The following is a 22,631-nucleotide window of genomic DNA, read 5'->3' as shown; positions in this document are numbered from 1 at the left end:
TTGATCACGACACGGTGATCGTTCCGACGCCGGAACTGAAGTGGCACAGATACTGCATCCGCACCGGCTCCGCGCCGGGCGGGAGCAGTGCGGATGCGGCGCGGAATCCGAGATCCTGCGAATGCTGCCCGCCGCTCTGGCCGCCCTCGCAGCGCACGCTGACATGGCATGCTCGCTCCGCGGGGATCTCGAAGCTGACCTGACCCCAGTAGACCCAGTAGTCACGCCCGTCGATCGCCACGATCGGCGGCATCGCGGCGATGAACTTCTCCTTCGCCGTGGATGCCAGCTCCAGGGTCATCACCCGAGTCGCGCCTGAGTAGGACTCCACGTAGGGCACCACGGTCGGCCATTGCGGCTGCGCCTGTTCGCTCACGCGCTCACTCTGCCAGTCTCGCGCGGTCCCGGAGTCAGGAACGAGCGAGGCCGCGGATCGCGAGGTCGAGGTCCCGACGGCCGTCCCGGGAGACGACGGCCTCGACGACCTCGATACCGCCGTTGGGTGAAGCGAGGGCTGCCTCCAGCTCCGGCACGGAGGTGACCGCGAGGTGCGGGATGCGGTGGGCGGCGCAGAGCGCTTCCAGCGAGGTCCCGTGCGGGGTGCCGAAGAGCCGCTCGAAGCTGTCCGCGTAGTCGTCGGCGCCCTGCTCGAGCGAGGCGAAGATCGAGCCGCCGTCGTCGTTGGCGACCACGATGGTGAGGTCGGGACGAACCTCGTCGGGGCCCAGCAGGAGGCCCCCTGAGTCGTGCAGGAAGGTGACGTCCCCCATCAGCGCGAGCGCACGCGTCGAGGAGCGTCGCCCGACAGCAGCGCCGATCGCGGTCGAGACGATGCCGTCGATGCCGGCCAGGCCACGGTTGGCCAGCACCTTCCGTCGCCCGCCGACGCGGTTGGGGCGCATCATCACGTCCAGGTCGCGTACGGGATTGGAGGGGCCCAGCATCAGCAGGCCACCGTCGGGGAGGGCGCGAGCGACGCAGGCAGAGACGTCGTACGCCGTCATCTCCGGCTGCTCGCGGAGCAGTCTGTCCACCTGGCGACTGATGGCGCGGTCGGCCTCCTGCCACTCCTCCAGCCACTCCGGATCGGGCTCGCCCTCGACGTGAAGCCTGGTGCGGATCGTGCGGTCGACCCGGAACGGGCGCGCGGGCCAGACCCCGTCGACCGGAGCCGCGATGACCTCGACGTCCGCACGCGCGAGCAGGTCGGTGACGGGTCGGGAGAGGGTCGGGTGGCCGTAGACGACGACGCGCTCGATCCGCTCGGCGAGCGGTGACTCCAGCAGCAGCCGGTAGGAGCGCAGGGCGTTGGCGCCCGTGCGGGCGCCCGAGGACGGCTCGGCGAGCAGCGGCCAGCCACCGTCCTGGGCGAGGATGCGAGACGGTGGACCGGCGTCGTCACCGGCGACGACGACCGTGCGCGGCGTGCCGGCGCCGGTCGGGATCGACTCGTGGATCATCAGCTCCGGACGTACCGGCACCGGACGCACCTCGACCTCCGGCGGCTCCCACCGGTCGGGTGGGGTCAGCGGGACGTCGAGCTGCACGTTCCAGTGGACGGGGCCGCGCGCGGCGTCGAGCGCGGCGAGGTCGGCCTCGGCCGGTGCCTCGGCCAGGTCGAGCGTCTCCACGAGCCGGCCGAAGATGCCGACGTGGTCGGTGACCTGGTTGGCGCCGGTCTCACGGAGCCGCACCGGGCGGTCGGCCGTGACGACGACCAGCGGCACGCCCGCATGAGCCGCCTCGAGCACCGACGGGTGCAGGTTGGCGACCGCGGTGCCGGAGGTGCACATCACCGCCGCGCGCGAGCCGACCTTGGTCAGGCCGAGCGCGAAGAAGCCGGCAGACCGCTCGTCGATCCGGGTGTGCAGGCGCACCAGCCCCGCTCGTGCCGCGTCGAAGACGGCGAACGACAACGGTGCGTTGCGTGATCCCGGGGCGATCACGATGTCGGTGACCCGCGCCGCGAGAAGCGCGGTCACGACCGTGCGGGCCTGCTCAGTAGCCGTGGCCACACGCCCTCCCTTCGTCGGCCTGACCGATCACGTAGCCAATCATCCGCGCGGGTGCCGGGCGACGCGGGGTGACCCCTGGGGCATCGTCCCTCACCGGAGCGTCTCCCGGTAGGCGAGGACGTCCGCCAGCCGCCGCTGCCAGAACTCCGTACGCTCCGGAGCGGCCCGCAGCCGCGGGTCGGCGATCAGCCGCTCGGGCACGGGCGAGACCGGGAGCACCGGCAGCACCCCACCGGACGGAAGCAGCGGCGCAGCGGCGATGTCCTCGGTGAACATCGAGATCGTGCCGAGCCCACAGGCGTAGGGAAGCTCGGGCAGCGCTGCCGCGAGCGCGATCACCGCCGCCATGCCGACCGAGGTCTCCAGCGCCGAGGAGACCACGCACGGCAAGCCGATGTCCTCGGCGATCCGCAGGCAGGCGCGTACGCCGCCCAGCGGCTGCACCTTCAGCACGGCCACGTCGGCGGCCTCGAGGTCGCGTACGCGGTAGGGATCCGCAGCCCGCCGGATCGACTCGTCGGCGGCGATCGGGACCGCCACCTTGCGGCGTACCTCGGCGAGCTCCTCGACCGTGGGGCAGGGCTGCTCGACGTACTCCAGGCCACCGGCAGCGCTGTCCAGCACCCTGATCGCGGCGATCGCCTCGTCGACCGCCCAGAGCCCGTTGACGTCGATCCGCACCCTGCCGGCGGGGCCGAGGGCGTCCCGGACCGCCTCGACGCGGGCGATGTCGTCGGCCAGGCTCTGCCCCGGGTCGGCGACCTTGACCTTGGCCGTCGCGCACCCGGAGCGGGTCACGATCTCGTGGGCGCGCTCCGGTCCGACGGCCGGAACGGTCGCGTTGACGGGCACGATCTCACGGACGGGCGTAGGCCAGTCCCCCGCAGCCGCCTCCTCGGCGCAGCGCAGCCAGGGCTCGATCTCGGGGGTGCCGTAGTCGAGAAACGGCGACCACTCGGCCCATCCCCCGGCGCCTTCGAAGACGAGGCCCTCACGCTCGGTGATCCCGCGGAACCGGGTGGTCATCGGGAGCGAGAAGACGTGCATCCGGTCGGTCATCGGGCCCCCTGGTTGGTCGCGGCCAGCGCGAGCAGGGCCTGCCGGTCGGGTTTTCCGTTGTCGAGCAGCGGGATCTCGTCGAGCGTGACGATCTCCCGTGGGGCCCAGGAGCGGGGGTGCTCCGCGGCGACCCAGTCCCGGGCGGAGGTGGCGTCGATGTCGCCGACGACGAAGGCGACCAGCCGCTGACCCCACTCGTCGTCGGGCGTGCCGAGGGCCTCCGCGGCCGTGACCGCCGGGTGCTCGCGGAGCCTTCTGGCGACGAGCGCCGCCGGCACCTTCACCCCACCGGTGATCACCATGTCGTCGACCCGACCGAGGATCCTGAGCCGGCCGTCCTCGTCGAGGGTGCCGGCGTCGGAGGTGAGGAACCAGCCGTCCACCAGGGCGTTCGTGGTCTGCTCGGGGTCGTCCTGGTAGCCGTCGAAGAGCGTCGGGCCGCTGATCCGAACCCGCCCGTCGGTGCCGATCGCGATCCCGACTCCGTCCAGCGGCATCGCGTCATAGACGCAGCCACCGCAGGTCTCGGCAGAGCCGTAGGTGGCGACGACGTCCACCCCGGTTTCCTCGGCGCGGGCCCGCAGCGACGGGTCGATCGGGCCGCCGCCGAGCAGCAAGGTGTGGAATCCGGCCAGCGCGGCGAGGTCGTCACCGCCCGACTCGAGGATCCGGTGCAGCTGGGTCGGGACCAACGAGACGAAGCCCGGCCCGGCCGCCATCGCCGCCGCGGCGTCGGCGAAGGACCCGTGGGCCGCGGCGATCACCGGCTCGTGCCCGGCCAGCAGCGACCTGGCGATCACGTTGGCCCCGGCGACGTACGAGTCGGGGAGCGTCAGCAGCCACTGTCCGCTCGCCCCGACGCGTCGCGCAGACGCCGCTGCGGACGCCTTCACGGCCGCCCGCGACAACATCACCCGCTTGGGCCTGCCCGTCGACCCCGAGGTCTCCACGACCCAGTGCTCCGGGCCGCCTCCGGCGAGCCATTCGGCCATCGCGGCGACGGCCTTCTCAGCCCGTCCTGCCGCGTCGTTCATGAGGCAAACGCTATCTCCTGCGGGGTGGGGGTTCGCAGTGGGATGGCGAGGTTCGTGGGGTGTAACACGCTGTTCGTAGGACTTTCCGGTCGTTCACATAGGGCGAGTAGTCCTACGAACGACGTGTTACACGTGACTCAGGCGCCGCTACTGGCCGCGGATCTTGTAGTCGGCGACCAGTCCGTGGTGGTCGGACTCCAGCCTGAACGTCGCGTGGCGCGTGGAGGAGGCGGTCGCACTCGACCCGAGGAGCCAGTCGATGGTGCCGCCGCCGTCGTGGGTCGCCCAGCCCTGCGGGGGCGCGCCGAGGGTCTCGAAGGAGGAGGTCATCCCGGCCTTGGTCATCAGCGGCTTCGGCCCCCACGGATCCCCGTCGCCGCCGCCGCGGGGGTAGGGAGAGTTGAGGTCACCGGCGACGAGCACAGGGCCGTACTTCTGCAGCCCCTGCGCCAGCCCGGCGAGCTTCGCGAAACCGCGCTGGGCCTCGTTCTTACGCGCCTGGGGACTCCTGGCGGGCGAGGTCATCGCATGGGTCGAGATGACCGAGATGCGGCCGGAGCCGTCGCTGCTCGCCAGGACCACCCAGGTGGCGTACCGATTGTCGTTCTTGACCCCCGTGACCGGCTTGGTGAGCTGGACGACGCCCTTGTCGACCGCCACCCAGCGGTCGGTCCGCCACATGACCACAGGGCTGAGGGCCTGGCTGCGGGCGCCGTACTCGTCCGCCGAGGCGCGGTAGGAGCCGTAGCCCCGCACCGAGATGTCCGAGACCGAGCGTGACTGGGCCTCGTTCAGGGAGACGAAGTCGGGCCCGTGCTTCATGACCTTCGCCAGGTCGGAGCGGTATCGAGAGCGGGACATCGAGACCTTGATGTTGGCCTGCGCGATGCGCACCTGCGGGCCGGAGACGGCTGCCGGAGCGGCGGCCGGCTGGCCCGCGCCGCGCGGTCCCACGCCGGGCAGCCCGGCGACCTGCTTGGTCGCCTCGAGGGTCTTGCCGATGTTCTTCGTCAGCCACGCCGCGGGGTCGACCTGGTCCTGCAGATAGCCGCCACCGTGCGGGTGCACCTCGAAGTGGAGGTGGCAGCCGGTCGAGTTGCCCTCGCTGCCGACCTGTCCGATGACCTGTCCGGCCTTCACCCGCTGGCCCGGACTGACAGAGAGCGACTGCATGTGGCCGTACCACGTGGTCAGGTTGCCCGGCGCCGTCTGCACCTTCAGCAGCCAGCGGCCCGACCAGCCCCAGCCGCCGCCGGACTCGATCACGACGGTGCCGCCGTGCGCAGCCTGCACCGGCGTGCCGCACGGCGAGGAGTAGTCGTTGCCGGTGTGCATGTTGGCCCAGTTGGAGCCGGAGTTGCCGTAGTTGTTGTTGTCGAGCGCGAGGCCGGCCTGGATGGGACGTACGACGGAGGTGCTGATCCCGGCCATGCCGATCGTGCAGGACACGTCGGTCGCGGTGGCCGTCAGGTCCGCGGCAGAGACCCCGTCGGCGAGCGCGGCGACGAGGGCGCGCGCCTCGTCCTCGTGCTGGGCGTACGCGAGCGGGAAGGCGGATCGCTGCACCGCCTGGGCGGCCGCGGTGACCTGCATCTTGCGCCAGCCCGCGATGTCCAGGAGACCGGTGTTGCCGGTGTGGGCGGCCACGCCGTAGAACGCCTGGGCGGACTTGACCGGGTTCATGATGTCGGCGACCGAACCCCAACCGGAGATCGGACGCTGCTGGAAGAGGCCCACCGAGTCGCGGTCGCCGTAGTTGACGTTGCGCAGGGTGCTCTCCTGCATCGCGGTCGCGAGGGCGATCACCCACCCGTACGCCGGGACGCCGGCCTGCTTGCCGACCGCCACGATCGTGCGGGCGTTCTGGACCTGCTCGGTGGTGAACCCTGAGACGCTGCCCTCCGCCTCTTCACCGTCGACACCGACCCCGCCGCCGGTGGGGATCGCGTTGGTCCCGCCGATACAGCCCGACTCGGCCTGGTCCTGGTTGCTCTGCTCGGTGCTCGCCAAGCCCCCGATCAGGATCACCAAGGCACCCGTGATCACCAGGACCAGCGTGGCCGCAGCGGCCACGAGCCCCCAGATCAGACGTGCTTTGGCGATCAGCATGGCAGGCACGGTCTAACCTCCCGGAAGGATGTTGGCGACGTACCAGACGTTGCCGATCAGGGTCAGGTAGACGATGACCTTGGGGCCGTCGGTGGCGACCTCGACGCGAGCCTCGGAGTCGTTCTGCTCCAGCACCTTCGGCGGACCGACGACCTTCGTGGCCGGCACCGTGGCGGGGTCGGTGGGGCCCAGCGCCTGGGCCAGCGACTCGTCAGGGTTGGCGGCGTTGATCCCGGCCCACCACTGCTCGCTGGTCAGGTCGGGGCGCGCCCAGGCGGTGACGAACTTGGTCGCGGCGGCACCCGGGTCCGGCACCGGAGCAACGGACGCGCCGGCAGATCCGCTGGCGCCCGCCGAGGCGGAGGCGGAAGCCCCGCGTTCCGGCTGCGCGGCAGGCTCCGCGTCGGGAGCGTCGCTCCACTGGGCGATGCCCCAGATGACGAAGACGATGCCGACAGCCACCGAGAAGAACCGGAACGGCGACCTCATGGGCCACCTGAGCAGCGGCGCGATGACCTCCCACAGCACACCACGCGTCGTTGTCGACCGCACTACCGGGACTCTCCTTCACTTGGCCGCCAGCTGGAACCGTTGTCGACGGGCACCGAGCGGTTCCCGTTCGGCGAGTAGATGACGAAGACCGGGTTGCCGTCCGAGTCATAGTCCACGTTGGCCTCCGCCACGGGAGACTGTCGCGGCGGCGCCGGCTCGCGATCGGCGTAGGAACCGGAGGTGTAGTCGACGGGGCTCGGCGCCTCGGGGCGGTCCTGGGTGTAGACCTGCCCGGCGCGGCCGCGGGTCGCCTCGTCGCGGGAGGGCGGCTCGTCGCGCTCGGCGGAGCGCGAGTCCATCCACTGCGTGGCCACCTGCTCACCGTCCTTGTCGCCCGCCGAGGAGCCCAGTGCGTACGCCGCCGAGCCGCTCGCGCTCGCCCCGGCTCCCAGTGCTCCGGCGGCCGTCACCGGCGCCTGCCCCGGCACCTGCTCGGCGACCATCGTCGGCCGGCTGCCGGTCAGCTCGTGACCGGGCATGTAGACACCGCCCGGGCTCGTGACGGACCCGGTCCCGCCGGCAGCTGGCTGCGGGTCGGAGGTCGCGTCGCGGACCCCGGCCTCGGTGCCCGTCCGGGCGCCGACGTACGAGGACAGCATCGAGCTCAGTCGGCCCATGCCCGGGATCGGGATCCCGTACGCAGCGGGGCGGGTGAGTCGCCAGGCCAGCACGGTCAGCACCGCGATCAGCCCCAGCTTGAGCACGAACCACATGTCGGTGGTCAAGATCGCCGAGTCGAAGCGCAGCAGGAGCAGCGCGACCAGGAAGTAGATCGGGCCCATCACCAGCGGACCCACCACCCGCTTGAGCATCGCCACGGCCGCGTCTCGGGTGTGGTCGAGCATGAACAGCACCCCGGCTGCCGGCGCGAACGGCACGATCAACCTGATCAGCGCGAACGAGAGCAGGATCGCCAACCCCGCGACCAGCAAGAATCCGCACACCACCACGACCACCGCGAGGTTCACCAACGCCGTGGTCGCCCGTTGGGACCAGTGCTCGCCCTTGAAGTACTCATACGCCACCGGATCGGACTTCTTGACCGCCTCGGCATGCTCCTTGAACGCGTCCTGCTTGGCCTCCAAGACCTTCTTGCCGTCCCCGTTGGGGTCCTTGCGGTAGGCGTCGTACTCCTGCCACGAGAAGTGCGTGGACCGGAACACCCTCGGCCCGTACCGCTTCGCCGTGGCCGAGTCCGGGTCGCCGAACGCGCCCGCCAGCCAGGTGCGGTACTGCGTCGAGCGCACCACGTCGTCCATCTGGCTGTCGATGGCCTTGACCGCGTCGGTCTCGCCGAACTTGTCGTCGTTGACCCCCGGCACCGTCCGGCCGTCGTTGAACCCGGTCGCGATCATCCCCGTCGCCGACCGCACGCCGTCGTCGACCAACCGGGTCGACTCCACCGGATACTGGATCAACCACGAGGTCACCACCAGCACGCCCAGAGCCCAGCCTGCCGCGGTCACCGCCCGTGAGAACCGGCCATCACGCGCACGGATCATCACCGTCGCCGCCACCAGCAGCAGCACGACGCTCACCCACGGCGCCCACACCCCGTCGGTGACCGCCTTGGACGCCGCCACGATCGGCCCGTCGAGAGTCTTGAGGAAGGAGTTCTCCCCGATCACCGCGTTCAACAGCGCATGGGACCAGTTCGGCAGGATCCCGGAGATCTCCAGCAGGATGTTGCCCAGCGAGGTGCCGGCCCCGGCGATGAACTGCCCGGTGCACCCGTTGTCATAGGTCCACCACTGCGGCGAGGTCCCGTACGCCGACTCCAGAGAGACCTCGTCCTTGTTGCGGAACGGGTCCAGCTCGTCGTCGATCTTCTTCGGGTCGTTCAGCTCCGTGCCCGCCCTCGACGCCGCTCCCAACGCCGTCATCCGCACGATGAAGCTGCCGTCGCCATAGGGAGAGGCCGGCATCGGCGCATCCAGGTTGTTGCACGCATCGCTCACACCCGAGAGCCCACCCGTCGGGTCGAACGGGATCGGGATGTCGATCCCCTTCGGCCCCGCAGCCGCCGGCCCGGCCAGGGACAGCAGAGCCAGGACGAGTACGGCGAGGGCACCCGCACGGCGCCGCCATCCGCTGGTCGAGCCGCCGGAGCGGCCAGGCGGAGGCGTGTCGGGGCGCGGCGACATCAGCCGATCCCGTCCCCGGAAGGATCGGTCTCGGAGCGATCGGCCGGCCCGCCGCTGATGGCCCGGCTGACGCGGCGGGTGGGGTCGGCGGTGGTGTTGAGCGCCTCCTGCAGACCCGGGTGGTGGTTGAGGGTGACCTTGATGATCTCCATGCCGCCATGGCCGGTGTCGCCACCGAGACCGTCGCGGTAGATGAACTCCCGGTAGCCCAGCTGCTCGTCGCCACGCCTGGTCCGCGGCGAGAGCCGCGCCAGGATCGACTCATAGCCCAGGCCCTCGGGCTTGCCGAGGAGCTTGAGCGCGTCACGCTGGGCGCTCTCGTCCTGCGTACGTCCCACGAAGGCCGCCCCGACGAAGTTGTTGATGTCGGAGCCCAGGATCGCGGAGGCGTTCTGGGTGGAGACCAGCGCGGCACAGTTGTTCTTGCGGGAGTCGCTGGAGAGCTTGTGTACGAGGGCGCGACCCGTGCCGCCAGAGGCCTGGGTGACCTCGTGGGCCTCGTCCAGCGCGAACAGCTTTCGATCGTTGGGATCGCTGCGGTAGATCAGGTGCAGCGCGGACCAGGCCGCGAGGGTCATGATCGGGCGCGCCATCTGCTCCTCTGCGCTCCACTCCTCGCGAGAGACGTGCTCGGGCGGGGTGTTGAGGCCCTTGAGGTTGTAGAAGGTGAACGGCGTGCCCTTCAGCTCCTCGTCGGACTGGAGGAAGTCGTTGCCGAAGAAGAGGCGGCCGAGCTCGCGCTCGCGGGCGGCAGCGAGCTCTCGAGCGATCTCGTGGTCGCCGTTGTCGCCCTCGAAGAGCATCTTCACGATCGTCGAGGTGTCGGCGCCGCGGTCGGCCGGCGCCTCCATGACGCGGGCACGGATGCGCTTGAGCACCTCTTCGTTGTTGGACAACCCGACCGGGAGGCAGGAGCGGAGCACGGAGACGGTCAGGTCGCGGCGCTGCTGCACGGCGGCCGACCGCTCCCGGTGGAGCCGCTCGGCGAACTCGTGGTCCGACATCGCCTCGGCCCGGATCAGCTCCGGGTTGGGGTCGGGCACGACGGCGTAGGGCGAGAGCGACCCCGGGCGTCCGCCCAGGACGTCTACGCTGCGGGCGCGTGCTCGCAGCTGCTGGCCGTTGAGCAGGCCGCCGCCGATCTCGGGCAGCGTCATCAGCCGCTGCAGCCGGCCCGCCGGGTCCATCGCGACACCGTGGATGCCGGACAGGATCGACATGTAGATGACGACGCCCATCAGGGTCGACTTGCCCGAACCGGGCGTGCCGATGAGCGGGATCAGGCCGGCCTGCTCCATGACCTCGGTCAGGTACCACGGGTCCATCAGCACCGCTCGCGACGCCATCGCCGAGGTCTCACCGAGATAGAAGCCACGCTTGTCGCCGACCTCTGCGGTCACCGCCGGGAGCCCGGCTGCGACCTTGAGCACCGGGAACTTCCGGGCGTGGGCGGTCGACGCGAGCGGCTCGCCCGGGACGAACTCGCGAGCCAGGTGGTACTGCCCCAGCTGGCGGGTGATCTTGATCTGCGGCCGGTAGAGGTCGACCACCTTCTGCGCCTTGTCGAGCGCCTCGGCCTCGCTGCGGCCGGTGACGGCGATCCGGTACCAGCCCCTGGTCCGGGTGGACAGGCCCGTGAACTCCGAGCGCATCTCGTCCTCGACGTCGGCGGCTCGTCCCGCCTGGCGGGTGAGCTGCTTGGGAGGCCGCTTGCCGTGGTCGTCGGACCAGTGGCTGACCTGGCCGTCGATGCGGCGGGTCAAGGAAGCCATCTCGCGGGAGACGTCCTCCGGCGAGCGAGGCTCGACCCGGAAGGACCACTCGACCGGGAAGCCGAGCGCGTCGGTCTTCGCCATCCACGGCGCGTGGGTCTCCGGAACCTCGATGTCGCCGATCCGCGAGACCGTCAGCACGCACACGTGGCTGGTCTCCTGGCGGCCTCCGATGCTGCTGGTGACCTGCACGGTCGGCGCCAAGGGCTCGGCCGACCACGCCACCGACTCGAACCACTCCGCCATGTCGTCGGTGTCGAGGAAGTTCTGCTGGGCCTCGCCCGGCTCGGGCACGGGGATCTTGGCACCCAGCGAGAGCGAACGGGCGATCATCCACTCCATGTCGTGGCCGACCGCCGGACGTGCCGAGAAACCCGGTCGCGACATCACCCGGTTGACCGTGTCGAGGCGCTCGCTGATCGCGGCCATCTCACGCTCGGCGGCACCGGCGGAGAACTTCGCCAGCGTCCTCACCGTCGCGTCGCGCCGGCCGAGGTCGATGCCGTAGTAGACGAGCTTGTCGGCCTGGCTGTGGGCAGCCATGTGGGCCTGGTTGCGCGCCATCATCTCCTCGAACCCGGGCTGCGGGTCGGGAGCGTTCGCGAACGCGGCATGCGCCCAGTGACGTACGGGATAGGGGCGGGTGGTGACGCGGCCGTGGACGGTGTTGCCGACCAGGTCTGCCAGCTGGCTGGCCTGGTCGGTGATCAGCGCCTCGAGGTCGGCGTGGGCACGGAACGACCAGGTCTGTGGCTCGGCGAGATACCAGGCGATGATGCGGTCGCCGGTGAAGGTCAGGTGACCACGCACCTCCTCCAGCGCCCACTTTTCCCCTCGGGGCTGATGGACGCCCTTCGAGTCGTCGCCGCCCCGGCCGAAGACGCTTCTGCGTCCGGCCTTGGGCTTCTCGAAGCCAGGCCCGTAGGCCCGCTCCGTTCGCGGCCGCCTCATGCGGTTCCTCCGTCGTTGGGTGCGTCGCCGTCGAGGCGCTTGCGGTAGTCGTCCGTGCTCTGCGGTCGCTCGTCGGGCGACGCCTGCTCGTCCTGAGTGTCTCTGGGCCGGGTGCGGCCCGAGGGTTCATCGTCGAACCCGTCGAACCCCGGCTCCGGCGCGATCACCACGGCCGGCCGGATCGCGTGCGACAGCGGCAGTCGGGCGGGCTTCTGCGCGGGCTTCTGCATGGGCTTCGGGACAGACTCCTTGGACTCCTTCGACCTCTGGGCGGGCGGCGGAGGCGGTGGCGGCGCTGAAGGCGGGGCAGGCTGCGGGGCCGGCGGGGTGGATCTCGTGGCCGGCGGGGCGGGCTGCGGCGTGGCCGGCGGGGTCACGGGCGGCGCCGGCGGCGCAGCGGGGGCGGGAGGCTCCGCTGCCGGGGCCTGTGGCGCTGGTGGAGCGGCAGGCGTGGTCGGTGCTTCGGCCTCTGGCTCGGGGGCCTGGGGCTGCTGTGAGGTCCGCGTCGGCTCAGGAGACGGCTGCGGGGGCGTGGCGGCCTTCTCCTGCTCTTGCTCTTGGTCCTGCCGGGCCTGCCACGGCGCGCCACCCTTCCACGGAACGTCGCGGGGCTCTCGCGGCGACGAGGACGGCCGGCTCGACCAGCCACCCTTCGCGGGACGTACGCCGCTGACCTGGTGCCGCGCCGAGGGCTGGGCCTCGGGCTGGACCCTGAGCTTGGCCGGGAGCGGCTCCTCGACGATCTTCGCCTCGATCACCGGTCGCACCGGCGCGGCCTTGCCGCGCACCGGTCGCGACGGGGCGCCCGGGGCCGAGGCGACGACGGTCGCCTGAAGCAGTCTCGGCGAGGCGGCGGCGCCGGGCTGCTGCGCGAACCGGCGACCGGGGCGGCGCATGGCTTTCGCCCAGCCGCCCCGCGGGCTCGTCGCGTGCCTGAAGGCGACCGCTGCACCTCCTGCGTACTGTGCGCCTGTCTCCAGGCGCGGCGTGGTCAGCTCGTGCCAGAAGGTCATCAGCCAGGCGCCGGCGGAGCTCTCCGCGCTGATGTAGTCGGAGGCCTTCATCGAGAGGTAGGAGGCGCCGAGCAGCCACAGGCCCATGCTGAGCAGCGTCACCGGCATGCCGAGCTTGCGCAGCAGCACAAGCGTCACTGGTGCGATCACCAGGAAGAGGAAGATGGTTCGATAACGCATCTCCCCGATGTAGCGACGAGGAGGACCGAGATAGGTCTGGTCGACCTCGTACAGCTCGTCGTCGTCAGGCAGCCTCATCCCCGAGATCCCTCCCTGGGTTAGCTAACGGGACCGGGTTCACCCCTTGAAGAGACCAGCCATCCACTGACCGAGGTCCGTGGCGTTGTTGCCCACGGCCAGGCCGAGGACGCCGAGACCGATGATCAGGCCGCCGACGATCGTGACGGCCTTCGAGATGTTGCCGCTGCGGGCAGCCCACAGGACCGTGACGCCGAGGATCAGGACGACAAGCGTGATGATGTTGTCGGTGATCCACTCGGCCAGGCCGCCGGTGCCATACTCGGCGGCTTGCGTCGTACTTTGAATCAGCTGGTGCGGTGCCATTGTTCTGCTCCCTTTCCCGAGGTGAGGTGTTGTTGCCGGACACGTCCGGAAGTATTCGGTTGTCCCGTCCGGCGCAGCCCCATGCGGCACCGGTGGGTGGAGGCGCCTCTGCCCCTCCCGCGCACTGACGCAAACTCCCGGGCATCGGCATTCTGGACAAACGCCACCGCCATGTGAGACGAGCGTAGTCCTCAGACCGCCTCCGCGCACCTCGTTCCACCTGACGACACGTACCTGTGGCGCGCGCAGCGGGCCCCGCGACTCCCCCGCTCTGCCCGGTTCATGCCACCCACCGGACCGTTGGGCAACACGCCGTCCCGCTCAGTGGTCTCCTTGACCGTATTCTTGCGGGGGGAGCCCTACTTCGGGGAATCTATATCCCGGTGCATTCTCGCGAATTTCGCGCGCTTGCGTCCGGGTTCGCGAATTTACATAAATTTCAATCGGATTTCTCGGGAGGACGAGCTCACATGGACAAGAAGAAGATCTTCATCGTCATCGGCGTTCTGTTCGTCGGATTCTGGCTGTTCACCGATCCGCAAGGGCTGACCAGCACGATCTCGGCTATCGCCGGCGGCATCTGGGGCGTCACCACCGACGTCTTCGGCGGCGTGATCGGCACCATCGAGGGCTCCACCAACTGACCTCGACCGCGACCTACGCCGACGCACGGGCGTCGGCGCGATGGACTCCTTTTTCCTGGCTGCGCGGCTTGGGGACCGACCAGCACGGATAACTGTTTGACGTCGGACCAGGCGATGACAAGACTGCGCTTGTCTCGATGTCAAGATAGTTCGGAGTCGCCTTGTCCTCTCGCTTCATCCGGTTGAGGGACAAGGTCCTCTCAGACGACCCGCTCATCCGGGCGATGTCGTACCAGTCGGTGCTGTCGGCCTTCGCCGAAGGCACCTTTCTCACCGGTTCGGCGGTCTTCTTCACCCAGATCGTCGGCCTCTCCGCCGCACAGGTCGGCCTCGGTCTCACGATCGCGGGCGTCGCAACCTTCTTGTTCGCCGTCCCCCTGGGCCGACTCGCGGATCGTCTGGGCACCCGGTTCAGCTGGATCGCGGGTGCCGTCCTGCAGGCGCTGTTGTTCGGCGCCTGGGTGCTGGTCGGCAACTTCGCCGCGTACGTCGCCGTCGAAGTCCTCCTCGCGCTCGCCTCATCGTGGCAGCGGTCGGGTCGCGACGCCTACCGGATCTCGGTCTTCCCCGCGGCGACCCGGGTGCGTTCGTTCGCCTACATGCGCGCTGCCCGCAACGTCGGCTACACGCTCGGCGCACTCGCCAGCGGCCTCGCCCTGGCGGCCGACTCCAACACCCTGATCAAGGCTGTGCCGGTGCTGACCGCGGTGGTGCTCCTGGTCAACGCCTACTGGATCTCACGGCTCCCCCGCCTCGCCGCCGCTGCCTCGCCCGGCGACCTGAAGAGGGACGTACGCGACCGCCTCGGCGCCCTGCGCAACCGCGCATTCCTCGCCACGACGTTCTTCAACGGAGTCCTCGGCAGCCACCAGGTCCTGCTCAACGTCGTCATCCCGCTGTGGCTGGTGCAGGAGACCGACGCGCCACGGGTCCTGCTGGCCTGGCTGTTCGGCACGAACACCGTCATGGCCGTCGGGCTGCAGGTGATCACGGCCCGTGGGGTGACCGACGTCGCGACGTCGCTGAAGGCCGAGCGCCGAGGCGCGCTCTGTTTCCTCGTCTCCTGCGCCATCATCGCGGTCACCCACGACACCGCCGGCCTGATCACGATCGCCCTGGTCTGGGTCGGCCACGTGACCGTCACCGGCGCCGAGCTCTTCCAGTCCGCCGGCGAATGGGGTCTGATCGCCGACCTCTCCGACCCCGAGCACCGCGGCGACTACCAGGGCGCCGCGCAGGTCGGCCACACCCTCGGCACCGTATGGGCCCCCGCCGCGTACACGTTCCTGGCGATGGAGCTCGGCCACCTCGGCTGGGCCATCATCGCGGGAATCATCGTCATCGCCGCGATCGGCGTCCACCCCTCCGCCCGCGCCTCCGAGCGCTACCTCGCCCGGCGCGCTCAGCCTGTCGCTGCTCCGGTGTAGCTGCTCCCGTGTAGCTGCTCCCGTGTAACACGTCGTTCGTAGGTCTACTCGCCCTATTGGAACGACCGGATAGTCCTACGAACAACGTGTTACACGTTCGCGAGCCGCCACCCCGGGCCAGCAACTATCCACAGCCCGCCGCCGGACCGGGGTTATCCACAGAGCGCCGTCAGGCACCGACAAGCGTCGGCGGCGGGTTACAGGCTGGGCCGTATGAACCCGCACGTCCAGGCGACGATGGCCGCGAATCACGGACTCATCACCCGGCGACAGGCCCTCGCGGCAGGTCTCGACCTCGACACGATCTGCCGATACGTCCGGTGCGGAGACTGGACGGTCGTACGTCGCGGCGTTTACGCCGAACGTGCGTACGTCGAGAGCATCACGCTGCCCACCGACCGGCAACGGCTTCGCGACCGAGCCGCGTGCGCCGCCATCACCGTTCCGTTCGTGCGAAGCCATGACACCGCGGCGCTCGAGCTCGAGCTGGGCATCCTCCTGCCTCGAAAGCCTCAGACACACGTCACTCGCCACCCCGTCGTCGGCACCCACAACAAGTGGGGCGTGAAGCATCACCTCGCTCCCTACCTCGATGGCCAGGTGGTGCGGGCGAACGGGTTCGAGGTCCTCGGACCCGCCCGCACGGCCGTCGACATCGCCCGCGAGCACGGCCGCCCGTACGGGGTAGTCGCCGTCGACTCCGCTCGGCGGATGGGCGCCTCGGTCAGCGAGCTCCACGAGGTCCTCGAGCACATGCAGCATTGGCCGAACCGGCGGCAGGCGCAATCGGCCATCGAGCTCTCCGACGCGGGATCCGAGTCGGTCGGGGAGACACTCACGCGGGACGTACTCGAAGAGCTTGGACTCGCGGGCGTCGAGACGCAGTTCGAGATCACGGACGGCGTACGGACCGCCCGCTTCGACCTGCGGGTGGGCCGTCACATCTTCGAGTTCGACGGCCGCAGCAAGTACGTGCCCGCCGCGGAGGGCGGTCTCGCGCTCCGCTCGGTCGACGACATCCTCGCCGAGGAGAAGACCCGCCAGGCCTGGGCCCACGGCTTCCACCTCGGCATGTCACGGGTGGAATGGGCGGATCTCTTCGGTCGCAACCGCAACTACCTCAAGGACCGCCTGAGCCGCGAGTACCTGACCACGTGCCGCGCCTTCGGCACCGACATCTCAGACCTGGAACGGTTCCGCGTACGGCGTTCGAAGGCAGCCTGACGCCGTCTAGGACGTGACACCCCGAGCTGACCGAGCTCAGACGAACAACAGGGGTACGCCGACCAGCAGCCCCCACACCAAGGTGGCCAGCCCGGTCTGCTGGAGGACGGGGATAAGACGCGGGCCGAGGTTGGCGCGGTCGAGGACGGTGCGGACGCCCTGAGCGGCGACGACGAGGAAACCGAGACCGAACAGAGCCCACCAGGACGTCGTCAGAGCCACGAGCACGACGGAGACGGCGGCGACGGCCACCAGGGCGACGTAGAGCCAACGGGTCCGGGCGTCGCCGAGGCGGACGGCGAGGGTGATCTTCCCGGACTCGGTGTCGCCGGGGATGTCGCGGAGGTTGTTGGCGACGAGGAGCGCGGAGGTGACGGCGCCGATGCCGACACCGGCCCACAGCGCGCCCCACTCCCAGGTCTGCGTCTGCACGAACGTGGTGCCGATGACGGCGACGAGCCCGAAGAAGACGAAGACCATGACCTCGCCGAGGCCGGCGTAGCCGTAGGGGTGTGAGCCGCCGGTGTAGTACCAGGCCGCGACCATGCAGACCAGGCCCACCACGACCAGCCACCACGCTGAGGTCAACGCCAGCACGAGCCCCGCGACCGCGGCGATCCCGAAGGCGATGAACGCCGCGCGCTTGACCGATGACGGAGTCGCGAGACCGGAGCCGGTCAGCCGGAGCGGACCCACGCGCTCGTCGTCGGTGCCACGGATCCCGTCGGAGTAGTCGTTGGCGTAGTTGACCGCGACCTGCAACGCGAGGGCCACGACGAGGGCGAGCAGCGCCTTCCACCAGACCAACCCACCGGCGTACGCAGCCACCCCTGTCCCGGCGATGACCGGCGCGAGCGCCGCGGGGAGTGTGCGAGGACGGGCTCCCTGGAGCCACTGAGCGGAAGTTGCCACCCCGCTATTCAACACCGGTGGCTCGTTGCGAGTGCCGCGGGGATGTAACACGTCGTTCGTAGGACTACTCGCCCGTTCGAAACGACCGGATAGACCTACGAACAGCGTGTTACACGAGCCCACGCCCGCCCGAGCCGCAGGCCCGCCCCGAAACCCAGCGACCCCTGCCCGGGGGGAGGCAGGGGTCGCGGGGTGGGGGTATGGGGATGGATCAGGTCTTCGGCGGATCGTCGGAGTCGACGGAGTCGACGCTCAGCTCCGCCTCCGCGCTTCGCGCGGTCACTCCCTCGCTCGGCGCGAGCGGACGAGCAAGCTCGCCGCTCGACCTCGCTCCGGTCGTCTCCATGGCCTCGATCTCCTCGGCCAGCTTGTCCGGCGGCGGAGCGCTGGGCTCGGCAGACTCGGCACCGGCTCCACCGGACCCGGCGGTGCGACGCTTGTTCCATACGTCGAACGCGACGGCGAGGAGCAGCACCAGGCCCTTGATCGCCTGCTGCCAGTCAATGGAGACGCCGAGCAGCGACATGCCGTTGTTGAGGATACCCATGACGAGACCACCGATGATCGCGCCGACAACAGTGCCGACACCGCCGGTGACGGCCGCGCCACCGATGAAGGCGGCCGCGATCGCGTCGAGCTCGAAGTTGACGCCGGCCTTGGGGTTCGCGGCGGTCAGACGGGCAGTCGTGACCAGACCGGCCAGACCAGCGAGCAGACCCATGTTCGTCATGACCAGGAAGTCGACACGCTTGGTGTTGACGCCGGACATCGTGGCCGCGTCGACGTTGCCGCCGATCGCGTAGACGTGTCGACCGAAGACGGTCTTGTTCATGATGAACGTGTAGATCACGATCAGCCCCGCCAGGATCAGGCCGACGATCGGCAGGCCGCGCGCATCGGCGAGCAGGTAGGCGAAGTACATGATCACGATCGTCAGCAGCGCCAGCTTCACCGCGAAGAGCGGGAAGGGCAGGACCTCGAAGTTGTAGGCCGTCTGGGCGTTGCGACGACGGACCTCGAGGAAGATCAACACACCGACGGCGGCGACCGCGATGAGAAGCGTCAGGTTGTGGAACCCGGTGTCCGGCCCGATCTCGGGCAGGAAGCCGTTGCCGATCGCCTTGAACTGCTCGGGCAGACCACCGACGGTCGCGCCCTTGAGCACGACCAGGGTCAGACCGCGGAAGAGCAGCATCGAGGCCAGCGTGACGATGAACGCCGGGATCCCGACGTACGCCACCCAGAACCCGTGCCAGGCACCGATGGCGGCGCCGATCAGCAGGCCGAGGAAGACGGCCAGCCACCACGGGAAGTCGTACTGAGTCATCATGATCGCCGAGGCGGCACCGACGAAGGCGGCCACGGAGCCGACCGAGAGGTCGATGTGGCGCGCCACGATCACGATCACCATCCCGATGGCCAGGATCAGGATCTGGGCGTTCTGGACGACAAGGTTCGACACGTTGAGCGGCTTGAGCAGCACGCCATCGGTCGTGATCTGGAAGAGGATGACGATCGCCGCCAGAGCGATGATCATCCCGTACTGGCGGACGTTCCCGCGCAGTGTGTTGAGCAGGGCATTCATCGGGTGCTACTTCCTCGCGTCCGCGGTCATATAGCGCATCAGGGACTCCTGGGTGGCCTCTGAGCGGTCGAACTCATGGGTGATCACGCCCTCGGCGAGCGTGTAGATGCGATCACACAGACCGAGCAGCTCAGGCAGCTCGGAGGAGATCACCAGTACGCCGCGACCGCTGCGGGCGAGCTCCTGGATGATCCCGTAGATCTCGTACTTGGCGCCGACGTCGATGCCTCGGGTCGGCTCGTCGAGGATCAGCAGCTTCGGGTCGGTGTACATCCACTTGGACAGCACCACCTTCTGCTGGTTGCCGCCGGAGAGCTTGCCGACGCCGGCGGTGATCGAAGGCGCCTTGATGTTGAGGTTCTTGCGGTATCCCTCGGCGACCACGACCTCCTTGTGCTCGTCGACGACGAGGCCGGAGCGCAGCTTCTTCAGCGCGGCGGCGGTAACCGAGGTCTTGATGTCGTCGATGAGGTTGAGCCCGAGGCCCTTGCGGTCCTCACTGACGTACGCGATGCCGGCATCGATCGCCTGGGTGACCGTGCTGAGGGTCAGCTCCTCGCCGTCGAGCATCAGCGTTCCGGAGGTCCGCGAGCCGTAGGAGCGCCCGAAGATCGACCGAGCCAGCTCCGTACGTCCCGCGCCCATCATCCCGGCGATGCCGACGATCTCGCCGGCTCGCACGGACAGGTTGGCCTGGCGGATGACCTCACGGTGGCTGTCCTGGGGGTGCATGACGGTCCAGTCGCGCACCTGGAAGAGGATGTCGCCGATGGCGGGGGTGTGGTCGGGGAAGCGGTTCTCGAGGTCGCGGCCGACCATCCCTCGGATGATCCGGTCCTCGTCCACGCCACCGTCGGCGACGGACAGGGTCTCGATGCTCTGGCCGTCGCGGATGATCGTGATCTCGTCGGCGATCTGCTCGATCTCGTTCAGCTTGTGGCTGATCATGATCGAGGTGATCCCTTTCTCCTTCAGGCCCTTCAGGAGCGCGAGGAGGTGCTGGGAGTCGTCGTCGTTCAGAGCGGCGGTCGGCTCGTCGAGGATGAGGAGCTTGACCTCCTTGCTCAGCGCCTTGGCGATCTCGACCAGCTGCTGCTTGCCGATGCCGAGGTTCTTCACCGGCGTCAGCGGGTTCTCCCGCAGGCCGACCCGCGCGAGCAGGTCGATCGCCTCGCGGTTGGCGCGGCTCCAGTCGATGATGCCGCGCTTGGCGGTCTCGTTGCCGAGGAAGATGTTCTCGGCGATCGAGAGCTCGGGGATGAGAGCGAGCTCCTGGTGGATGATCACGATGCCGGCGGCTTCGCTCTGCCGGATGTTGCCGAACTTCGCGGTCTCGCCTTCGAAGACGATGTCGCCGCTGTAGGTGCCGTGGGGGTAGACCCCGCTGAGCACCTTCATCAGGGTGCTCTTGCCGGCGCCGTTCTCACCGCAGATCGCGTGGATGTCACCGCGGTTGACGACGAGGTTGACGTCGGCGAGCGCCTTGACGCCCGGGAACTCCTTGGTGATGCCGCGCATCTCCAGGATCGGTGAGGCGATGTCCTGAGCCTGTCGAAGGGTCATGTCGTTCCTGACTTTTCGGCCCGTGAGGCTGACCTGGCGCTCGCGGGAGGGCCCGACAGGCTGGGCCCGGCGCAGTCGCCGGGCCCAGCCGCGCGGACGCTACTTGATCTCGTCGGCGGTGTAGTAGTCGGAGTCGACGAGCACCTTGGAGACGTCGTCCTTGGTGACCACGACCGGGTCGAGGAGGTAGGACGGAACGACCTTCTTGCCGTTGTCGTAGGTCTCGGTGTCGTTGACCTCGGGCTCCTCGCCCGCGCCGACGGCGACGATCATGTCGACGGTGACCTCGGCGAGCTCGCGGGTGTCCTTGAAGATCGTGGAGTACTGCTCACCGGCGTTGATCGACTTCACCGACTGCACCTCGGCGTCCTGACCGGTCACGACCGGCAGGTCGGCGGTGGCGTAGCCGTTGCCCTTGAGGGCAGCGATGATGCCGAGCGAGAGGCCGTCGTAGGGCGAGAGCACGCCCTGGACCTTCTCGGAGGCGTACGTCTTGGTGAGGATGTCCTCCATGCGCTTCTGCGCCGTGGCGGGGTCCCAACGCAGGATCGCGGCCTGCTTGAAGTCGGTCTGGCCGGAGGGGATGACGATCTCGCCGGACTTGATCAGCGGCTCGAGCACCGACATGGCGCCCTCCCAGAAGAAGGTCGCGTTGTTGTCGTCGGGCGATCCACCGAAGACCTCGACGTTGTAGGGGCCCTCACCCTTGGCCTTCAGGCCGTCGACGAGCGAGGTGGCCTGCTGCACACCGACCTGGAAGTTGTCGAAGGTCGAGTAGTAGTCGACGGCCTCGGTGTCGCGGATGAGGCGGTCGTAGCTGATGATCGGGATGTCCTGCGACTCAGCGGTCTCGAGGACCTCGCCGAGCGCGGTGCCGTCGATGGCGGCGACCACCAGGACGTCGACGCCCTTGGTGACCATGTTCTCGACCTGCGAGACCTGGGTCGGGATGTCGTCCTCGGCGTACTGCAGGTCGACCTTGTAGCCCTCGGCCTCGAGCTGCTTCTTGATGTTGTTGCCGTCTGCGATCCAGCGCTCCGAGGACTTGGTCGGCATGGCCACACCGACGGTGCCCTTGTCGCCGCCCTCGCCGCCGCCGTCGCCGCCGCATGCCGCCAGGCCGAGCGCAAGCGCCGCCGCGGTGATCGTGGTGAGTACCTTGCGCACTTACCTGCTCCATTTCATCTACGGCCACGTCGGTAGATCCACGCGCCGCTGTCGGGGGGTGCCGGAGACCGGCGCACGGGCCGGATTCCAGGTGGGCCACATCACAGATGTGAACGCTCACATCGGGACAGGCTGCCTCTTAATGTCCGAATGCGTCAAGTGCAGGACGAGGATGTTTCCGACTCGTGACTTACGGGAGGCTCCGTTGATCATCTGCGCTCGCACAGTGGGCTCACACACAAGCCCGGTCAGCTGCAGATCACAGGTGCCGTACGCCGACCAGCGACCCGGCCCCGCCCGGCCAGGCGACCTCGATCGACTCGGCGCCATCGGCCTCGGCGCCGTCGACGACGCGCTTGACCACGACCACGAAGCCGCCCGCCTCGAGATGGGGATCGGCGCCGTGGGATCGGATGGTGACACCGTCGAGGTGCGGCACCGCGTCGGGCTCCCACGAGCCGGTGCCAGCGGCGGTGACGGCGGTGTCGCGGCGCTCCACCAGGCGGCCCTGGTCGTAGACGTCCATCGGCTCCTGGGTCGCGCCGGTGAGCGCGGCCGCCAGCAGCGCCCGGATGGCCACCGGGTCGGCGCAGGCGTCGTATACGTAGCGCTTCCCCAACGCGGAGTGGTCGGTGGTCGCCATCAGGAAGTCGCCGGCGCCCTCGAGGGGAGCCTCGCGGTAGGAGACCGGGAGATGGACGACGGAGTCGCCGACCTCGAGGAGGACGCACTCGATCCCGACGCGTCCGGCCGGGTCGTCGAACCGGTAGGAGCCGATCGTGCGGGTCAGGTCACCCTCGCACCACGTCTGCGTGGCGAGCCAGGCGCCGAAGATCTCCTGCTTGTTCGGGGTGAGAGTGGCCTTGTGAACGATCGACATGACCGTTGTCTAACAG

General features: G+C 69.4%; 18 protein-coding genes. 3 read left to right on the top strand and 15 right to left on the bottom strand.

Going from position 1 to position 22,631, the window contains the following annotated elements; translation table 11 throughout:
* Positions 1-4 precede the first annotated feature (4 nt).
* The 10 genes from BJ988_RS26625 to BJ988_RS26580 form a co-directional block, all read right to left on the bottom strand.
* Complete coding sequence (locus BJ988_RS26625; RefSeq protein ID WP_179660846.1) at positions 5-376, bottom strand: hypothetical protein; 372 nt, start codon at positions 374-376, stop codon at positions 5-7.
* Positions 377-410: 34 nt separating this feature from the next.
* Positions 411-2,015, bottom strand: coding sequence for a 2-succinyl-5-enolpyruvyl-6-hydroxy-3-cyclohexene-1-carboxylic-acid synthase (gene menD / locus BJ988_RS26620; RefSeq protein WP_179660845.1), 1,605 nt, complete (start codon positions 2,013-2,015; stop codon positions 411-413).
* A 90-nt stretch (positions 2,016-2,105) separates the two neighbouring features.
* Positions 2,106-3,074 carry an o-succinylbenzoate synthase gene (locus tag BJ988_RS26615; RefSeq protein WP_246321582.1) on the bottom strand — a complete coding sequence of 323 codons (969 nt, stop codon included), beginning with the start codon at positions 3,072-3,074 and terminating at the stop codon, positions 2,106-2,108.
* On the bottom strand, positions 3,071-4,108 hold the full coding sequence (locus BJ988_RS26610) for an AMP-binding protein (RefSeq protein ID WP_179660844.1): 1,038 nt from the start codon (positions 4,106-4,108) through the stop codon (positions 3,071-3,073). Before BJ988_RS26610 ends, BJ988_RS26615 begins: the two co-directional genes overlap by 4 nt.
* A 147-nt stretch (positions 4,109-4,255) precedes the next feature.
* Positions 4,256-6,217: a peptidoglycan DD-metalloendopeptidase family protein gene (locus BJ988_RS26605; protein ID WP_246322173.1), complete on the bottom strand. Its 1,962-nt coding sequence runs from the start codon at positions 6,215-6,217 to the stop codon at positions 4,256-4,258.
* 12 nt (positions 6,218-6,229) lie between these two features.
* Positions 6,230-6,769 (bottom strand): hypothetical protein, encoded by a 540-nt coding sequence (locus tag BJ988_RS26600; protein WP_179660842.1) that lies wholly within the window; start codon positions 6,767-6,769, stop codon positions 6,230-6,232.
* On the bottom strand, positions 6,769-8,913 hold the full coding sequence (locus tag BJ988_RS26595; protein ID WP_179660841.1) for a hypothetical protein: 2,145 nt from the start codon (positions 8,911-8,913) through the stop codon (positions 6,769-6,771). Before BJ988_RS26595 ends, BJ988_RS26600 begins: the two co-directional genes overlap by 1 nt.
* A complete protein-coding gene (locus tag BJ988_RS26590) occupies positions 8,913-11,636 on the bottom strand; it encodes an ATP-binding protein (protein WP_179660840.1) in 2,724 nt (907 codons plus the stop codon). Before BJ988_RS26590 ends, BJ988_RS26595 begins: the two co-directional genes overlap by 1 nt.
* A complete protein-coding gene (locus tag BJ988_RS26585; RefSeq protein WP_179660839.1) occupies positions 11,633-12,907 on the bottom strand; it encodes a hypothetical protein in 1,275 nt (424 codons plus the stop codon). Before BJ988_RS26585 ends, BJ988_RS26590 begins: the two co-directional genes overlap by 4 nt.
* Positions 12,908-12,946: 39 nt before the next feature.
* Positions 12,947-13,213, bottom strand: a complete 267-nt coding sequence (locus BJ988_RS26580; protein ID WP_091043078.1) for a hypothetical protein — start codon at positions 13,211-13,213, stop codon at positions 12,947-12,949.
* Between the two features lie 470 nt (positions 13,214-13,683).
* Between BJ988_RS26580 and BJ988_RS26575 the strand changes: the two genes are divergently transcribed.
* The 3 genes from BJ988_RS26575 to BJ988_RS26565 all read left to right on the top strand — a co-directional run bounded on the left by BJ988_RS26575 (position 13,684) and on the right by BJ988_RS26565 (position 16,508).
* Positions 13,684-13,857 (top strand): hypothetical protein, encoded by a 174-nt coding sequence (locus BJ988_RS26575; RefSeq protein ID WP_179660838.1) that lies wholly within the window; start codon positions 13,684-13,686, stop codon positions 13,855-13,857.
* A gap of 161 nt (positions 13,858-14,018) precedes the next feature.
* Complete coding sequence (locus tag BJ988_RS26570) at positions 14,019-15,284, top strand: MFS transporter (protein ID WP_179660837.1); 1,266 nt, start codon at positions 14,019-14,021, stop codon at positions 15,282-15,284.
* 213 nt (positions 15,285-15,497) lie between these two features.
* Positions 15,498-16,508, top strand: a complete 1,011-nt coding sequence (locus tag BJ988_RS26565; protein ID WP_179660836.1) for a type IV toxin-antitoxin system AbiEi family antitoxin domain-containing protein — start codon at positions 15,498-15,500, stop codon at positions 16,506-16,508.
* 36 nt (positions 16,509-16,544) lie between these two features.
* On the opposite strand, the gene BJ988_RS26560 is transcribed toward BJ988_RS26565, so the two are convergent.
* From BJ988_RS26560 to BJ988_RS26540, 5 genes are all read right to left on the bottom strand, one after another.
* A complete protein-coding gene (locus tag BJ988_RS26560; protein WP_179660835.1) occupies positions 16,545-17,420 on the bottom strand; it encodes a 1,4-dihydroxy-2-naphthoate polyprenyltransferase in 876 nt (291 codons plus the stop codon).
* Positions 17,421-17,631: 211 nt separating this feature from the next.
* Complete coding sequence (gene mmsB / locus BJ988_RS26555; RefSeq protein ID WP_246321581.1) at positions 17,632-19,005, bottom strand: multiple monosaccharide ABC transporter permease; 1,374 nt, start codon at positions 19,003-19,005, stop codon at positions 17,632-17,634.
* Positions 19,006-19,011: 6 nt separating this feature from the next.
* Entirely contained in the window at positions 19,012-20,568 is a 1,557-nt protein-coding gene (mmsA, locus tag BJ988_RS26550) for a multiple monosaccharide ABC transporter ATP-binding protein (protein ID WP_179660834.1), read from the bottom strand.
* Between the two features lie 99 nt (positions 20,569-20,667).
* On the bottom strand, positions 20,668-21,735 hold the full coding sequence (chvE, locus tag BJ988_RS26545) for a multiple monosaccharide ABC transporter substrate-binding protein (protein ID WP_179660833.1): 1,068 nt from the start codon (positions 21,733-21,735) through the stop codon (positions 20,668-20,670).
* A 259-nt stretch (positions 21,736-21,994) separates the two neighbouring features.
* Entirely contained in the window at positions 21,995-22,615 is a 621-nt protein-coding gene (locus tag BJ988_RS26540) for a maltokinase N-terminal cap-like domain-containing protein (protein ID WP_179660832.1), read from the bottom strand.
* Positions 22,616-22,631: the final 16 nt, after the last annotated feature.

Origin of the sequence: Nocardioides panzhihuensis (assembly GCF_013408335.1) — a bacterium.
GTDB lineage: Bacteria > Actinomycetota > Actinomycetes > Propionibacteriales > Nocardioidaceae > Nocardioides > Nocardioides panzhihuensis.
The sequence above is the reverse complement of the archived record's forward strand: the minus strand, read 5'-3'. Positions and strand labels throughout refer to the sequence as shown.